11 protein-coding genes are annotated in these 14,458 nt (G+C 54.3%); 5 read left to right on the plus strand and 6 right to left on the minus strand.

Going from position 1 to position 14,458, the window contains the following annotated elements:
* Positions 1-4: 4 nt before the first annotated feature.
* The 5 genes from hslV to FWJ25_RS15970 all read right to left on the minus strand — a co-directional run bounded on the left by hslV (position 5) and on the right by FWJ25_RS15970 (position 7,491).
* Positions 5-535 (minus strand): ATP-dependent protease subunit HslV, encoded by a 531-nt coding sequence (gene hslV, locus FWJ25_RS15950; RefSeq protein WP_149601259.1) that lies wholly within the window; start codon positions 533-535, stop codon positions 5-7.
* Between the two features lie 97 nt (positions 536-632).
* Complete coding sequence (locus tag FWJ25_RS15955; RefSeq protein ID WP_149601260.1) at positions 633-1,277, minus strand: SPOR domain-containing protein; 645 nt, start codon at positions 1,275-1,277, stop codon at positions 633-635.
* Positions 1,278-1,286: 9 nt separating this feature from the next.
* The gene (gene argS / locus FWJ25_RS15960) at positions 1,287-2,972 is read right to left on the minus strand and encodes an arginine--tRNA ligase (protein ID WP_149601261.1); all 1,686 of its coding nucleotides are present in this window, start codon (positions 2,970-2,972) and stop codon (positions 1,287-1,289) included.
* Positions 2,973-3,123: 151 nt separating this feature from the next.
* A complete protein-coding gene (locus tag FWJ25_RS15965; RefSeq protein ID WP_149601262.1) occupies positions 3,124-5,124 on the minus strand; it encodes an Ig-like domain-containing protein in 2,001 nt (666 codons plus the stop codon).
* A gap of 195 nt (positions 5,125-5,319) precedes the next feature.
* Positions 5,320-7,491 carry a primosomal protein N' gene (locus tag FWJ25_RS15970; protein ID WP_149601263.1) on the minus strand — a complete coding sequence of 724 codons (2,172 nt, stop codon included), beginning with the start codon at positions 7,489-7,491 and terminating at the stop codon, positions 5,320-5,322.
* Positions 7,492-7,755: 264 nt separating this feature from the next.
* Between FWJ25_RS15970 and rpmE the strand changes: the two genes are divergently transcribed.
* Both rpmE and FWJ25_RS15980 read left to right on the plus strand, forming a co-directional pair.
* Positions 7,756-7,977 (plus strand): 50S ribosomal protein L31, encoded by a 222-nt coding sequence (gene rpmE / locus FWJ25_RS15975; RefSeq protein WP_149601264.1) that lies wholly within the window; start codon positions 7,756-7,758, stop codon positions 7,975-7,977.
* Positions 7,978-8,196: 219 nt separating this feature from the next.
* On the plus strand, positions 8,197-9,462 hold the full coding sequence (locus FWJ25_RS15980; protein WP_149601265.1) for a malic enzyme-like NAD(P)-binding protein: 1,266 nt from the start codon (positions 8,197-8,199) through the stop codon (positions 9,460-9,462).
* 63 nt (positions 9,463-9,525) lie between these two features.
* Here FWJ25_RS15980 and FWJ25_RS15985 read toward each other — a convergent pair whose 3' ends face one another.
* Entirely contained in the window at positions 9,526-12,021 is a 2,496-nt protein-coding gene (locus FWJ25_RS15985; RefSeq protein WP_149601266.1) for a penicillin-binding protein 1A, read from the minus strand.
* 196 nt (positions 12,022-12,217) lie between these two features.
* On the opposite strand from FWJ25_RS15985, the gene FWJ25_RS15990 reads away from it, so the two are divergent.
* The 3 genes from FWJ25_RS15990 to FWJ25_RS16000 are packed head-to-tail and all read left to right on the plus strand — an operon-like array spanning position 12,218 to position 14,456.
* A complete protein-coding gene (locus FWJ25_RS15990) occupies positions 12,218-13,282 on the plus strand; it encodes a pilus assembly protein PilM (protein ID WP_149601267.1) in 1,065 nt (354 codons plus the stop codon).
* Entirely contained in the window at positions 13,282-13,845 is a 564-nt protein-coding gene (locus FWJ25_RS15995) for a PilN domain-containing protein (protein WP_149601268.1), read from the plus strand. Before FWJ25_RS15990 ends, FWJ25_RS15995 begins: the two co-directional genes overlap by 1 nt.
* On the plus strand, positions 13,845-14,456 hold the full coding sequence (locus FWJ25_RS16000) for a type IV pilus inner membrane component PilO (protein ID WP_149601269.1): 612 nt from the start codon (positions 13,845-13,847) through the stop codon (positions 14,454-14,456). The genes FWJ25_RS15995 and FWJ25_RS16000 overlap by 1 nt, the downstream gene beginning before the upstream one ends.
* The last annotated feature ends 2 nt before the right edge of the window (positions 14,457-14,458 follow it).

Below are 14,458 nucleotides of genomic sequence, written 5' to 3' on the forward strand. Positions count from 1 at the left end.
CGGATCACTCGTTGATTGGCAGCACTTCAAGCGTGCGGTTCTGGTTGGTGTAGATGCAGATATCTGCGGCGATTTCGAGTCCCTTCTCGACAATCTCATGGGCGGAAAGACTCGTGTTCTCTAAGAGAGCCCGGGCCGACGCCTGAGCGAATGGGCCGCCTGAGCCAATAGCGATAAGGCCTTGTTCTGGTTCAATGACGTCGCCATTGCCGGTGATGATCAGGGAGGCCGTCTTGTCAGCGACTGCCAGCAGCGCTTCGAGTTTTCTGAGGGCTCTATCCGTTCGCCAGTCTTTAGCCAGTTCGACGGCGGCCCGGGTCAGGTTACCCTGGTGTTTCTCAAGTTGGGCCTCGAACCGCTCAAACAGGGTGAATGCGTCTGCAGTGCCACCGGCAAAGCCGGCGATTACCTTGCCGTTGTACAGGCGCCGGACTTTGCGGGCATTACCCTTCATCACGGTGTTGCCAAGGGAAACCTGACCGTCGCCACCCATGGCAACTTCGTCATCGCGGCGAACGGAAAGTATGGTAGTCATTTGGGCTCCAATTGCCTGATTGAAATTGGTATTCAGGGTTTTATGGAGGCGGTGCGGGAGAATTCAAGTGGGGGCTGCCGGTACAGAGTTGGACCGACTAGCCCTCTTTCGGAATTTTCCGGATCAGGGGCTGGATGTTGATGGACACCAGTTTGTCGATCGCTGAGTTCATCTGGCTACGGGAAGTGAACGGGCCCACATTTACCCGGTACCAGACAGAGCCGCTATCCAGATCGATACGTTGAACGCTGGCACGTAGACCCTGAAAAGCGATCTGCGCCCTCTGGCGTTCGGCGTCGTCTTTGCTGCGGAAGGAGCCGGACTGGACCAGGTAGTTGTAGCTCTGCTTTGCCGGGCCTGGTGTATATTCCTCGACATCCGACGGTACAACTTCAGACTGCGGGAGCATTTCGTAGAAGCGGAATCCCTGCTTCTTTTCGTCTGCCTTGGCCGTTGTTTTCGGTGGCGCCTTTTCCTGTGCTACCGGCGCGGTATCCTTTTGCGCAGCCCGGGGAGGTGTGCTTGCAGGCAACGAGTTGAGGTAGACAATAAAACCGATAAATCCGCCCACAGCGGCGAGCGACAGAATCCACTTCAATGATAGCCCTCCCTGTTGCTGGTGGGCTGAAGGAGAGGATTTGGCGCGTGCGGGTTTTTGGGCACGCGCCGGCTTGCTCGGCTTCTTTCTCGGTGTTGCCGAAGGCTTTGCCTGTCGGTCCTTGCGGGCATAATCTCGGGACATCGGTCGGTTTTACATCTCTTCCGGAGCACTGACGCCCAGAAGATCCAGGCCGTTGGCAATAACCTGTCGAACAGCCAGATACAGGCTGATCCGGGCATCGCGCAGGTTCTGGTCTTCGATCAGTACCTTGTGAGCGTTGTAATAGGTGTGGAACTGTCCAGCCAGATCCCGCAGATAGTGGGTCAGGTGGTGAGGTTCCCTCTGCTGCGCCGAATTAGCGATCAGCTCCGGATACTTGGCCAGCTGATTGGCCAGCTCCTTCTCCTCATCCAGAACCAGCGATGACAGGTCACCACGGCGCTCATTAAGCCCACGCTCTTCGCCTTCTGCGGCGAGCTTTCGGAGCACACTACAGATCCGGGCATGAGCATATTGAATGTAATAGACCGGGTTTTCATTGGTTTGAGAGCGGGCCAGGTCGATATCGAAGGTCAACTGCGAATCGACACGGCGGGCTGCCAGGAAGAACCGGGTAGCGTCGCGGCCAACTTCGTCAATCAGATCCCGAACCGTCACGTAGCTTCCCGCACGCTTGGAAATTTTCACTTCCTGGCCTGAGCGGGTCACCATCACCATCTGGTGCAGTACGTAATCCGGCCATCCATTGGGGATGCCAGCGTCAAGCGCTTGCAGGCCGGCGCGCACCCGGGTAACGGTGGAGTGGTGGTCAGCACCCTGTTCGTTGATGACGGTGGTGAAGCCGCGCTGCCATTTATCCAGATGATAGGCCACATCTGGCAGGAAGTAGGTGTAACCGCCATCTTTTTTGCGCATTACCCGATCTTTGTCGTCGCCAAATTCTGTGGTTTTCAGCCACATGGCGCCATCCTGCTCGTAGGTGTAGCCATTTTCTCTGAGGCGGTTAACGGTTGCTTCCACTTTGCCGTCTTCGTAGAGCGAGGACTCGAGGAAGTAAACGTCAAACTGCACTCCGAAAGCCTTCAGATCCAGGTCCTGCTCCCGGCGCAGGTAAGCTACCGCAAACTCGCGAATGGCATCGCTGTTGTCCGGATCGCCTTTGCCGGTTACTTCCCGGTCATCCGCTGTGACTGTTTCACCCGCAAGGTAGGCTTTGGCAACATCGATGATGTAGTCGCCACGATAGCCGTCGGCAGGCCAGCTTTCGTCATCCGGTGTCAGCCCTTTGGCCCGGGACTGCACAGACAGGGCGAGGTTGTTGATCTGAGCACCGGCGTCGTTGTAGTAGAACTCACGGGTTACGTCGTAACCATTGGCTTCCAGCAGGCGGCACAGGCAGTCGCCGATAGCCGCGCCGCGGCCATGCCCGACATGAAGGGGACCGGTAGGATTGGCGGATACGAATTCCACCTGCACCTTCTGGTTCTGGCCCTGGTTGTTTCGGCCGAACTGCTCACCTTCGTTAAGGATGGTATCGACGATACCGAAAGCGCTGGCCGTGCTCATGAAGAAATTGATGAAGCCCGGGCCAGCAATCTCCACTTTCTCAACCGCTGGGCTTTCCGGCAACCGTTCAATCAGGGCTTCGGCCAACTGTCGCGGAGGGCAGCCGGCGGCCTTGGACGCGACGAGAGCGATGTTGCAGGCGTAATCACCATGGGACTTGTCCTTGGTGTTACCTACCTGAGGCGTAAAGGTCTGGTCGGCAGGCAGGGTGCCTTCGGACTGAAGCGTGGCCAGTGCAGACTGGAGCAGCTCGGAAACGGTCTCTTTCATGCTGTCAGATGACTCGGTTTACTGGAAAGTTGAGATTGGGCGGGCGCCCGTTGAGTATAGAAGGCGGGTATTATCGCGGAAAGTTCGGTTGTACGCAAAAGCCCGGCTCTGGGAGCCGGGCTTTCCTAACGCTAGCTTGTACCTTATTGGCTTAATCGGTCCAGCTTTCTGAAAGTAGCTGAGTCTCGGATGCTCCATTAGCTGGTGTTTGAACAGTTGCTGACAGGTCGATTGTGTAGGTATTTGGCACAACGGTATCGTCAACTTCAGGTTTAACAGTCGTACAGACTTCGTAGCCGTCGCTATCCAGGACAAGTTCTCCCATTGATGCGATCATCTCGCTCTCGACAGCACCCTCGTAAAACTCTCCAGTTTCGACGTTGAATGAAATTTCCGTACCGACTGGTGGTGTGTACCGTGTTGCTCCTTGGCCGGGAAGTTGGACCCATGCAGTTGCACAGAACTCGGTTCCGGCCGCGCTTGGAGCGCCTGTCCTTGTGAGCTCAAGGAATACATTTTCGTTAGTAGACATCAGTAGGGTAATCGAGGTTTCGATTGTCCCGATTTCAGTTTCTGAAATGCGCCCGTGCGTAGAAGCGATGATCGTTGCGTACGGTTCGTTGGTGTTCAGGCTTTCCCAGATGATGTTGCATCGACCGTCAACGACGACGCAGTCAGGGTCAATAGATCCGTGGTTTTGGCTTGGGTCTATCTGGAAGTTGACATAAGTATTGCCGCGAACCCGGTTCCCATTAACGTCTGCGACGAACAGCGTTAGATTTGACTGGACACCGTTGATATTCCAGGTGTTGGGGGCAAAATTGTCGGTGCTGAGTGAAAAGCGCGGCTCGTATGGTAGCTTGGAGTTAACGACGATAGGCATGGTGTAGGTTGTGAGGGAATCATAGGAAGCGATGATTCTGAACTCTTCGTGGTCTACACCTTCTTTGGCGCGAACCCTTACGGATGCAACGCCATTGGTATCCGTAGTGGCGGTTGTTTCGTTGACGATAGCACCGGTACCTTGCTCTACGAATTCAGCCGTCCCCGCCGAATCGATTGTGAAGGTGACCTCTTCAAAAGCGAGTGGGTCGCCGTTCTGATCCTCTAGAGTGAAACTTACCGTAGAGACGGTTTCTCGGTCCTCACCGGACAGGAATGAGGGAGCTATAGACATTGGTTCCGGCAGCGCAGCAACGAGCTGGAACGCCTGTGTTTCGTCTACCGTGATCGATACGGATGCCGGGGAAACGGTTCCCTCTTCGCCAGCCAGTGTCGCAGTGATGACTTGTGGGTTTTGGGAGCAGTTGCCCGCAGTGAAAATAGTTTCTGCAATGCCTGTCGTCGTGGTGACGGAAGTGCTAGAAAATCCGGATAGGTTTTCTCCGTCGGCGCAGAATGACTCAAAGTTGACCGTGAACGACATGCCATTTTGCAGTGCATTGCCGTTGTTGATATCGACAATGCCCACGGTGAGCCTGGCTTGCCCATGGTTAGCGATTTCTGTTGAAGACGCTTGAATGGCATCTACTTGCGTAATAGAACCGGTAGACGGGTCGTAGTCAGCCAGGGCGAGTTGCAGCGTTTCTGGCTCCTCTATTGCTATCGTGCCAGATGCCGCAGGAGTAGAACTATCGCCTAAGAAGGCGTGAATCCTGTCTTCGCCATAGCACCCACTAGAGGTGTACTCTAGTTTCATAATCCCGGATTCCGGGGATGTTGGCCCTGAAATGCTGGCTATACCAGCGTCAATGCATGGGGAAACAAAGGAAACGCTCTGGCCGGACCTTAGCAGTGCTTCGTTGGTGTCAGGGTCCGCGATTGTTAGCTCGAAGCTGTATGCTTCGTCGCTTTCAATACTGGGTGGTGTTACGAAAAGCTGCCCTTCAGTGAATGTGTTTCCTTGTCCTGTGCCCAGCAAAGCGACAACTTGGGATTCATCGGTCCCTGTATCTGTGTCGCCGCCGGTGTCTGTCCCAGTGTCGGCCCCAGTGTCAGTCTCCGCAGAGTCCGGAGTATCGCTGGTATTGGTCGGCGTAGACGTGCCTGACCCGACATTTATGATGGGGGTCGAATTCTCATCACCACCACAGGCAGCAAGAACGAGAGCTAACGACAGGACTGTCGTACGCGCAAGGAATTTCCCTGACATTTCCAATCTCCATGGTTTCCATTTGGGTATTGACGCTATCCATAAAGACGATTCACAGCGCTAGAATCGCTTATATGACTTTTGCATGTTTGTTTTAATTAATATTTAGTCAGGATCTTAGCACAGGAATATGAAGACAAAATGGAGCAAGAGGTCAGGAATGTGAAAAACTGTTAAATTTATGATTCTGTTGGATTAGCCTGTTTCCTGTGGGTCAACATCAATCATCCATCTGAGGTCTGAGGGCCATTTTTTCTGGTCAAGCTCGTTACAGATTTTTGACAAAAGAGCATTTAAAAGCTTTCTGTTGTTGGCGTTCAGGATCAGCTGTGCACGGTGTTTCTCTGCGCGGCGGGCGATCAGGGCTGGTAGTGGGCCCCAGGTTTCGATGCCCGGAACCTGGGTCATGGCTTTGATTGTGTCGAGCGCCTGTAAGCTCTTTTCCATGGTTGAAGCTTCGGCCCGGAATATGGTCATGGATCGGAAGGGGGGGAACTGTCCGGCTCTGCGTTCGTTAAGCAGTTGGTCAGCAAGTTCCAGGTACTTTCCGTGGCAGAGTGCTTTGAGTAGCGGGTGATCACTATGGCAGGTCTGAATAATGACTTGTCCTGCCTTCTCACCCCGGCCGGCCCGGCCGCTCACCTGCAGCACGGTCTGGACCAACTGTTCCGGTGCGCGGAAGTCGACGCTGAACAAACCGCCGTCGGCGTTTACCACGACGACGAGGGTGACATTCGGGAAATCGTGCCCCTTTGCCAGCATTTGGGTGCCTACCAGTACGCAGGGCGTGCCGGAGTTTACCTGGTCGAGAATTTTCTGGATGCTTCCCTTGCGCTGGGTGCTGTCACGATCCACCCGGACGACGGGTGTGTCAGTGAAAGTAGCTGAGAGTACCTCTTCTGTTCGCTCCGTACCTTGTCCCACGGGTTTGAAAGCATCGCTGTGGCATTCGGGGCAGTGATCTGTTGCTGCTGTCTGGTAATCGCAGTGATGGCAGCGCATCGCCCGGTCCCGTCGATGGTAGGTTAATCGGGAGTCGCACCTTGGGCATTCCAGAGTGTGCCCGCAATCGAAGCACATCATGACCGGTGCAAAGCCGCGTCGGTTAACGAAAACCAGTGCCTGCTCTCCGTTCTGGAGGGTCTGCTTTATGCTATCTAATGCCGGGCGAGAGAGTCCGCCTTCCAGAGGGCGGCTTCGGATGTCGAGTAGCGATACCGTGGGTGATGTGGCCTTGCCGGCGCGTTGTTCAAGTTTGATCAGGTTGTATTTGCCCTGACTGGCGTTCTGGTAGGACTCCAGAGAGGGGGTGGCAGAGCCCAGAATGACCGGGCAGTGGTTCAGGTGCGCGCGATAGACGGCCAGGTCACGTCCGGAGTAGCGGAAACCCTCACCTTGCTTGTAGGAGCTGTCATGTTCCTCATCGACGATTATGGTCTGTAAGCCCGTAAAGGGCAGCAGTACAGAGGACCGTGTTCCAATCAATATGATGGGGTCGCCATTGCGGATACGTAGCCACGTGGATAACCGTTCACCATCGTTCAGGGCTGAATGCCAGACAACGACCCGACTACCAAAATAGCGCCTGAATCGGGCAACCGTTTGTGGCGTGAGGTTGATTTCGGGTACGAGAACCAGTGCCTGCTTTTGGGGGGCAAGGTTTTGTTTCAGGTAATAAAGGTATAGCTCGGTCTTTCCGCTGCCGGTGATGCCATATAAAAGTGACGCGCTGAAACCGTCTTCGGGTAGCGGTAATTCCGACGCGGCGCGGGCTTGGGCAGAGGATAGCTTCGGGGCCCCGTGTTCTGAATGGTCCTGGCCGGTTGTTGTTTGTTCCGGTGGTGCGCATTCGAGCACCAGTCCTCTTTCCGTGAGTGATTTCAGTTGTGCGCGGCTGAACCCTTTGTTCAGGATATTGGAGGTAGGCGCTCCGTTGTCTTCCCCAGACAGCCAGTCATGCAGCGCCTGCTGTTTTTTTGCGTTTGCCGGAATCTGACTGGCGTCCCCGGCGGCCTTCCACCACTGTTCGTGTTTTTCATGGGCTGGTCGCCCGCGTCGGAGGGCGGGGGGGAGTGCTGTGAACAGGCACTCTCCCAGGGGATGCTGGTAGTAGGAACTTGCCCAGCTCAGTAACTTGAAGGTTTCCTCCGGGAGTGCCGGCCACTCTTCCAGTGCGGATGAGACGGGTTTGAGAGTTATGCCAGGCACGGGAGTAGAGTTCGTGTCTGTGACCAGGCCGATGGCTTGTTGGCGACCGAAAGGAATACGTACTCTCTGGCCGGGGTGTAGCTTCATGCCATCCGGAATGCGGTAGTCGAACAGGCGACGCAATGGCCGGTTTAGGGCTATCCGGGCTGTTTTTACCACTTGCTGATCCGCTGTTTTCTGGAGGTCACGGTATTTGCTTATCCTGTATGTGCCGGCTGAGCTGCCGGAGCGGCTGATTGGCGTGCTTGCTCGTACCTGGGATGCTTGCCTGCCGGGGAAATAGCAAGTAAGATTCGCGGTCTGATTTTGACAGGGCATGATTGTGCCCCGTCTTTTTAATGGATTCAAACATGCGGTGCCTGACACCTGGGCCGATTTTCAGGCTTTGTGATCGGGTAGCGGCATGACCTACAGAGGTTCGCCATGAAAGAAGGTATTCACCCTAAGTACGAAGACATCACCGCTACCTGCTCCTGCGGTAATGTTATCAAGACTCGTTCTACCATCGGTCACGATCTGCAGCTGGACGTATGCTCCCAGTGCCACCCGTTCTACACTGGCAAGCAGAAGGTTATGGACACCGGTGGTCGTATCGACCGCTTCAACAAGCGGTTCGGTGGTCGTATCGGTGGCAAGAGAGACTGATCGGTCTTTCGTCTCCGAAAAAAAAGCGCCTTCGGGCGCTTTTTTTATGCCTGAATTAAAGGGTATGGGGTGGCTGTATACGCAATTTGCCCTATTGACTGTACGAAAAATGCACGACGGCCACTTGTCGTTTAAGGTCTGGCGAGCCATAATGGCGCGCTCCGCCGGGCAGAGCGCCTGGTGGGGATAACTTTAAACGTGAAAAACGGAACAGTGGCAATGTCTCAAGATCTGAAAGAAGCAGCCCTTGAATATCACGCCAAGCCGCGGCCTGGTAAGGTTAGCGTCGAGATCACCAAACCGACCCTGACCTCCCGCGACCTTTCCCTGGCGTATAGCCCCGGGGTTGCCGAGCCGGTCCGCGAGATCGCAAAGGACCCGGAGAATGCATACAAATACACCGCCAAGGGTAACCTGGTGGCTGTTATCTCTGATGGTTCTGCGATTCTTGGTCTGGGCAACCTGGGTCCGCTGGCTAGTAAGCCGGTAATGGAAGGCAAGGGCGTACTGTTCAAGCGCTTTGCCGGAATCGATGTATTCGATATCGAAGTCGATTCCGAAAGCCCGCAGGCGTTTATTGAGACGGTCGAGCGTATCGCTGATACCTTCGGTGGTATCAACCTCGAAGACATCAAGGCCCCGGAATGCTTTGAGATCGAGCGTGCGTTGATCGAGAAATGTAACGTGCCGGTCTTCCACGATGACCAGCATGGTACCGCTATCGTAACTGCGGCTGGCATGATCAATGCCCTTGAGCTGCAGGGTAAGAAGATTGAAGAAGCGACTGTGGTGTGCCTGGGTGCCGGTGCTGCTGCTGTTGCTTGTATGAAGCTGCTGATCAGCTGCGGTATTCGCTCTGAGAACATCTTCATGCTCGACCGCAAGGGTGTGATCCACTCTGGTCGTGATGACCTTAACCAGTACAAAGCTATGTTCGCCAACGAGACGGATAAGCGTACTCTGGATGACGCTATCGACGGTGCCGACGTGTTCGTTGGGCTGTCAGGTCCGGACCTTCTGAGCGGAGAACAGCTCAAGAAAATGGCTCCGAACCCGATTGTGTTCGCATGTTCCAACCCGGATCCGGAAATCAGTCCGGAGGTTGCTCTGGCAGCTCGTGATGACCTTATCATGGCTACCGGTCGCTCCGACTATCCGAACCAGGTTAACAATGTGCTGGGCTTCCCGTTCATCTTCCGCGGTGCGCTGGATGTTCGTGCTACTGCCATCAACGAGGAAATGAAGGTGGCGGCTGTTCACGCTATCCGTGAGCTTGCCAAAGAGCCTGTTCCTCAGGAAATCTGTGAAGCCTACGGAGTGGATAACTTCGAATTCGGTAAGGAGTACATCATTCCTAAGCCGATGGATGTTCGTCTGCTTGAAGTGGTGCCTGCGGCTGTTGCCCGTGCAGCGGTGGATTCCGGTGTGGCGCGTCTGCCGTACCCGGCTCACTACCCGCTCAAGTCCATGGATGACATTATCTGACGTCATTCAGTGGTAGATAAAAAAACCGGCGGTGATCCCGCCGGTTTTTTTGTGTCTGGTCGATCAGAAAATCTGTCTCGACAGGTCGTCACCAGAGCTTGCGCCGCTGCGCTGATCCTCATCCTGTGGGGGCAGGGCTGGTGGTGCGTCTTCTTCTTTAAAGACTTCAAATACGCCTTCCTCCCCGGGTCTTGCTCGCCTGCCGGTTTCTGGGTTGATGCGGATGTTAACGATGCCGTTGGGGCGCGGCATGAAAGATGCCGGGGTATCGTTGAGGGCCACGCGCATGTAGTCCACCCATATTGGCAAGGCTGTGCTGGCGCCAAATTCGCTGCGACCCAGCGGAGCAGGTTGATCGAATCCGACCCAGGTTGTTGTAGCGATTTCATGGTTGTAGCCGGCAAACCAGGTGTCTTTCTGTTCGTTGGTGGTACCGGTCTTGCCAGCGATGTCATCGCGACCCAGTGCGAGGGCGCGTCGTCCGGTGCCTCGGCGGATGACGTCCCTCATCATCGAATGCAGAATGTAGACGGATCGCTCCTCGGCGAGCCTGCGCATGATGCGTGGCTCAGGCTGTTCCCGGGTTGTCGCAGCGTTATCTTCCTGCGATGAGGTTTCGGGATTGTCTTCCATGCCACGGTCGTTGTTTTGGGCTGCTTCGAGTTCGTCGCAGTTCTGATCGCACAGTATGGTTTCGGGAGCTTCGTAGAGGATGTCTCCGTGTACGTCCTGGATGCTCTGGATCAGATAGGGTTGGACGTCATAACCGCCATTGGCGATGACTGCGAGACCTCGTGCAAGTTCCATTGGTGTGAGTTGCCCGCTGCCCAGTGATAGAGAGAGGTTGCTGGGCATGTTCTCGGTGGGGATCTTGAGTTGCTTCAGGTAATCGAGAACATTTGGTATGCCCAGATCTCTTAGGAGCCGGATAGACACAATGTTTCGCGAGCGGTAAAGCGCCTCCCGCAGTCTTGTGGGACCATAAAACTGACCGGAGGAGTTTTGTGGGCGCCAGGCGGTTTCCAGTTCTGAGTCATCAAATACGATGGGGGCGTCGTTGTATATAGTGGCCGGCGTTTTGCCGTTTTCGAGGCCTGCCAGGTAAAGGAAGGGCTTGAAGGTGGAGCCGGGTTGGCGACGGGCCTGAATCGCGCGGTTGTATTTGCTCTGTCTGAAACTGTAGCCCCCGGAAAGGGCTTCGATGGCGCCAGTCTCTGCCTTTATTGAAATCAGCGCGCCTTCAACTCTGGGTGCCTGGGCGAGAGATGCCGTTATTTGTGTGTCGCTTTCTTCTGATTCAGCTGATGGCGTATTGAGGTGAACATAGACAACGTCGCCGGAGCTGAGCACATCGCTTGGCTTTTTGGGGGCGGGGCCAGTTAGATTGTCTGTCTTGTAACGCTTCGCCCATTTTATGCTTTCAAACGGCATGGCGACGTCGCCAGCACCCCTGGCGTAGACCCGGGCTGCCATCTGTTTGTCATCGACGTTGGTGACAATAGCTGGAATCAGGGTTTCGATCCGTGGGTAATTAAGGATCAGGTCTGAGAGTTCGTTTCCAGTGATTTCGGCCTTGTCGAGTTGGCCGATGGGGCCTCTGAAGCCGTGGCGCCGGTCATAGGCTTCCAGTCCATTGCGCAGGGCCTCGGTTGCCGTCTGTTGCTTCAGGCTGTCCACCGTCAGTGTGACGGTGTAACCGTCGGTATAGGCCGCTTCTCCGAATCGTCTGACCATCTCCGAACGAGCCATTTCTGCTACATAGTCAGCATCAACTTCGGTGTCGGTGGCGTTGTAGGTGGCTGTGATCGGGGCGGCGACCGCGAGTTCGTACGCGTCTGCTGAGATGTAGCCCAGCTCCTTCATCCGTCCGAGGATCCAGTTGCGGCGAATGGTGGCGCGCTCCGGATTTGCGAGCGGGTTATAGGCAGAGGGGGCCTTGGGGAGTCCTGCCAACATAGCCATCTGGGCAAGAGATAGTTCTGAAACGGACTTGTTGTAGTAGACCTGAGCGGCAGCGGCGATACCGTAGGCCCGGTTGCCCAGGTAGATTTTGTTGAGGTACAGCTCAAGAATGCGATCTTTATCGAGTTCGCGTTCAATCTGAAGAGCCAGAAGTATCTCGTTGAACTTGCGAATAAAGGTCCGGTCGCGTGACAAAAAGTAATTTTTTGCAACCTGCATGGTGATGGTACTGCCTCCGGACTGAATGGATCCGGTGGAGACGAGTTCGATGGCAGCCCGCGCCAGTCCTTTGATGTCGACTCCGAAGTGCTCATAAAAACGGGAGTCTTCGGCAGCCATAAAGGCTTGTAACTGAATTGTAGGGATCTGTTCTATTGTGATCGGAGCCCTTCTCTTTTCACCGAATTCTGCTATTAATTTGCTGTCTTTGCTATATACCCGAAGTGGGGTCTGGAGCTTTATGTCCAGAAGTTGTTCGACAGGTGGCAGCCCCGGGCGAAGGTAAAGATAAAAGCCGGCTGTGACGATAGTGGTGGCACTCAGCCCAGTAAGAAACAGCCAGGTGAAAACGCGGGATATACGCAAGAAATGAGACATTTTTTTCTGACAACTGTTGGATATAGGTCTATCATTTGAGAAATTGCTTTAGGAAGGAAGAATCGCTTCACTGTTGCAATGTCCCTTAATAAATCAAAGAAATGGCATTGTAGACGTAAAAAAGAAGAAATTCTCTTAAATTAAAAACACATAAGTAACGTAGCCGGGTGCATCTAACCAGGTATAGGGTGAGCGCGTGTTCGGATTGTTTGGAAAGAAATCCAGTGCTGTGCTGGGCGTGGATATAAGCTCCAGCTCGGTCAAATTGCTGGAACTGTCGAAGCAGGGCGGCCGATATAAGGTCGAAAGCTACGCAGTTGAGCCGTTACCGGCGAATGCTGTTGTCGAGAAAAATATCACGGATGTTGAGGCGGTCGGTGAGGTGCTCAAGCGCGTTGCATCCAAGTCCAGAACCGGGGTGAAGCAGGTGGCTGTGGCCGTGTCTGGTTCCGCCGTTATCACAAAAGTCATCGAGATGGATGGCAGCCTGAACGAATTCGAGATGGAAGATCAGATTGCTCTCGAAGCCGATCAGTATATTCCTTATCCGCTGGATGAAGTGGCCATCGATTTTGAAGTCCAGGGACCCTCCGAAAACAATCCTGATCAGGTCGATGTTCTGCTGGCAGCGTGCCGGAAGGAGAATGTCGATATTCGGGAAGATGCGCTGGAAATTGCATCGCTGTCTGCAAAAATTGTCGATGTCGAGGCCTATGCGCTTGAGCGTGCATACAACCTGATTGAGCCCCAGCTGGACTCCCAGGGCGAAAACCTCGTCGTGGCCATTGTGGATGTGGGGGCCACCATGACAACGCTGAGCGTTCTGGCGGATGGCAAGACCGTTTACACCAGGGAGCAGATTTTTGGTGGAAAGCAGCTGACAGAGGAAATTCAGCGCCGTTATGGCCTGTCTGTGGAGGAAGCCGGTCTTGCCAAAAAACAGGGTGGCCTGCCTGACGACTATGAGTCTGAAGTGCTTGCTCCCTTCCGTGAGGCGGTGGTTCAGCAGGTTGCGCGTGCGCTTCAGTTCTTTTTCGGCGCCAGTCAATATAACACGGTTGACTATGTGGTTCTGGCAGGCGGAACGGCTTCGATACAGGGGCTGACGGAGATGGTAGAGGAGAAAACAGGGACGCCCACGGTCATCGCAAATCCATTTGCAGATATGGCGGTAGGTTCCCGGGTAAACGCATCAGCCCTCGGTAATGATGCTCCTTCGCTGATGATTGCCTGTGGCCTGGCAATGAGGAGCTTTGACTGATGGCAAATATCAATCTCCGATCCTGGCGTGAAGAGCTTCGCGCGGAGAAGCAGAAACAGTTCATCGTCATGATCCTCGGTGCAGCTATTGTGGCCGCAGGGCTTGTGTTTCTCTGGAAAACCGATATGGACAACCGCATTGCTTACCAGCAGTCGCGTAATGCCTATATCGAGACGGCTACCAAAAAACTTGATCAGCAGATCAAGGAAATTCAGGCACTCAAGAAAAAGCGGGATGAGCTGTTGGCCCGAATGGAGGTCATTCAGGATCTTCAGGGTAAGCGCCCTGTCATTGTCCGGGTGTTTGATGAGCTTGTGCGTACCCTGCCGGATGGTTTGTTCTATACCGACCTCAACAAACGTGGGGATACGGTAAATATCGTGGGTATGGCTGAATCCAATAGCCGGATTTCCGGGTTGATGCGTCAGTTTGATGAGTCGGACTGGTTTGCTGATCCCAATCTGACGAACGTATCAGCGGCAGACAACAAGCGGGCTGGTTACAGTCAGTTCAATATGTCGGTCAAGCAAAAAACACCAGAGCCCGAAGGGGAGGATAAATAATGAGCCTCGCGGACTCGCTGAAAAGTCTGAACGAATTTGATCTTAATGATCTGGATATCAACAACGCTGGTATCTGGCCGCTTCCGATCAAGATTATTGTTGCGTTGCTTATCTTTGGTCTCATCGTGGGTGGTGGCTACTGGTTTCTGGTTAAAGACCAGTACATGCAGCTGGAGCGCGTGGAAAAGGTAGAGCAGGATCTTCGTAAAAAATACGAAGAGAAAGCCTATCAGGTGGCAAACCTTGAGGTGTTTAAAGCCCAGATGGCCGAAATGGAGGAAACATTCGGTGCTCTGGTGCGTCAGCTGCCCAGTGAAACGGAAGTGCCTGGCCTGCTTGAAGATATTACCAATACTGCTCTGGGTAGCGGTCTGGAGCTCAAGCAGGTAAAACTGCTGCCTGAGCAGCGGCGCGATTTTTATGCGGAATTGCCGATTAATATCCAGGTTTCGGGTTCTTACCACGAACTGGCGTCTTTTGTGAGCAGTGTGGCAGCCCTCCCCAGGATTGTGACGCTTCACGACCTTACCATCAAACCAATTGGCGGAGACGGAGAGCAGCTTGATATGCAGGTTGTAGCTCGAACCTACCGCTACCGGGCTGGAGAATGAGC

The organism is Marinobacter salinexigens (genome assembly GCF_008370345.1).
In the GTDB taxonomy this organism is placed as follows: Bacteria; Pseudomonadota; Gammaproteobacteria; order Pseudomonadales; family Oleiphilaceae; genus Marinobacter; species Marinobacter salinexigens.

Excerpts from the sequence above, each read along its gene's own strand:
- argS (WP_149601261.1), bottom strand. The coding sequence starts at position 2,972 with ATGAAAGAGACCGTTTCCGAGCTGCTCCAGTCTGCACTGGCCACGCTT.
- rpmE (WP_149601264.1), top strand. The coding sequence starts at position 7,756 with ATGAAAGAAGGTATTCACCCTAAGTACGAAGACATCACCGCTACCTGC.
- FWJ25_RS15980 (WP_149601265.1), top strand. The coding sequence starts at position 8,197 with ATGTCTCAAGATCTGAAAGAAGCAGCCCTTGAATATCACGCCAAGCCG.
- FWJ25_RS15965 (WP_149601262.1), bottom strand. The coding sequence starts at position 5,124 with ATGTCAGGGAAATTCCTTGCGCGTACGACAGTCCTGTCGTTAGCTCTC.
- FWJ25_RS15985 (WP_149601266.1), bottom strand. The coding sequence starts at position 12,021 with ATGTCTCATTTCTTGCGTATATCCCGCGTTTTCACCTGGCTGTTTCTT.
- FWJ25_RS15955 (WP_149601260.1), bottom strand. The coding sequence starts at position 1,277 with ATGTCCCGAGATTATGCCCGCAAGGACCGACAGGCAAAGCCTTCGGCA.
- hslV (WP_149601259.1), bottom strand. The coding sequence starts at position 535 with ATGACTACCATACTTTCCGTTCGCCGCGATGACGAAGTTGCCATGGGT.
- FWJ25_RS16000 (WP_149601269.1), top strand. The coding sequence starts at position 13,845 with ATGAGCCTCGCGGACTCGCTGAAAAGTCTGAACGAATTTGATCTTAAT.
- FWJ25_RS15995 (WP_149601268.1), top strand. The coding sequence starts at position 13,282 with ATGGCAAATATCAATCTCCGATCCTGGCGTGAAGAGCTTCGCGCGGAG.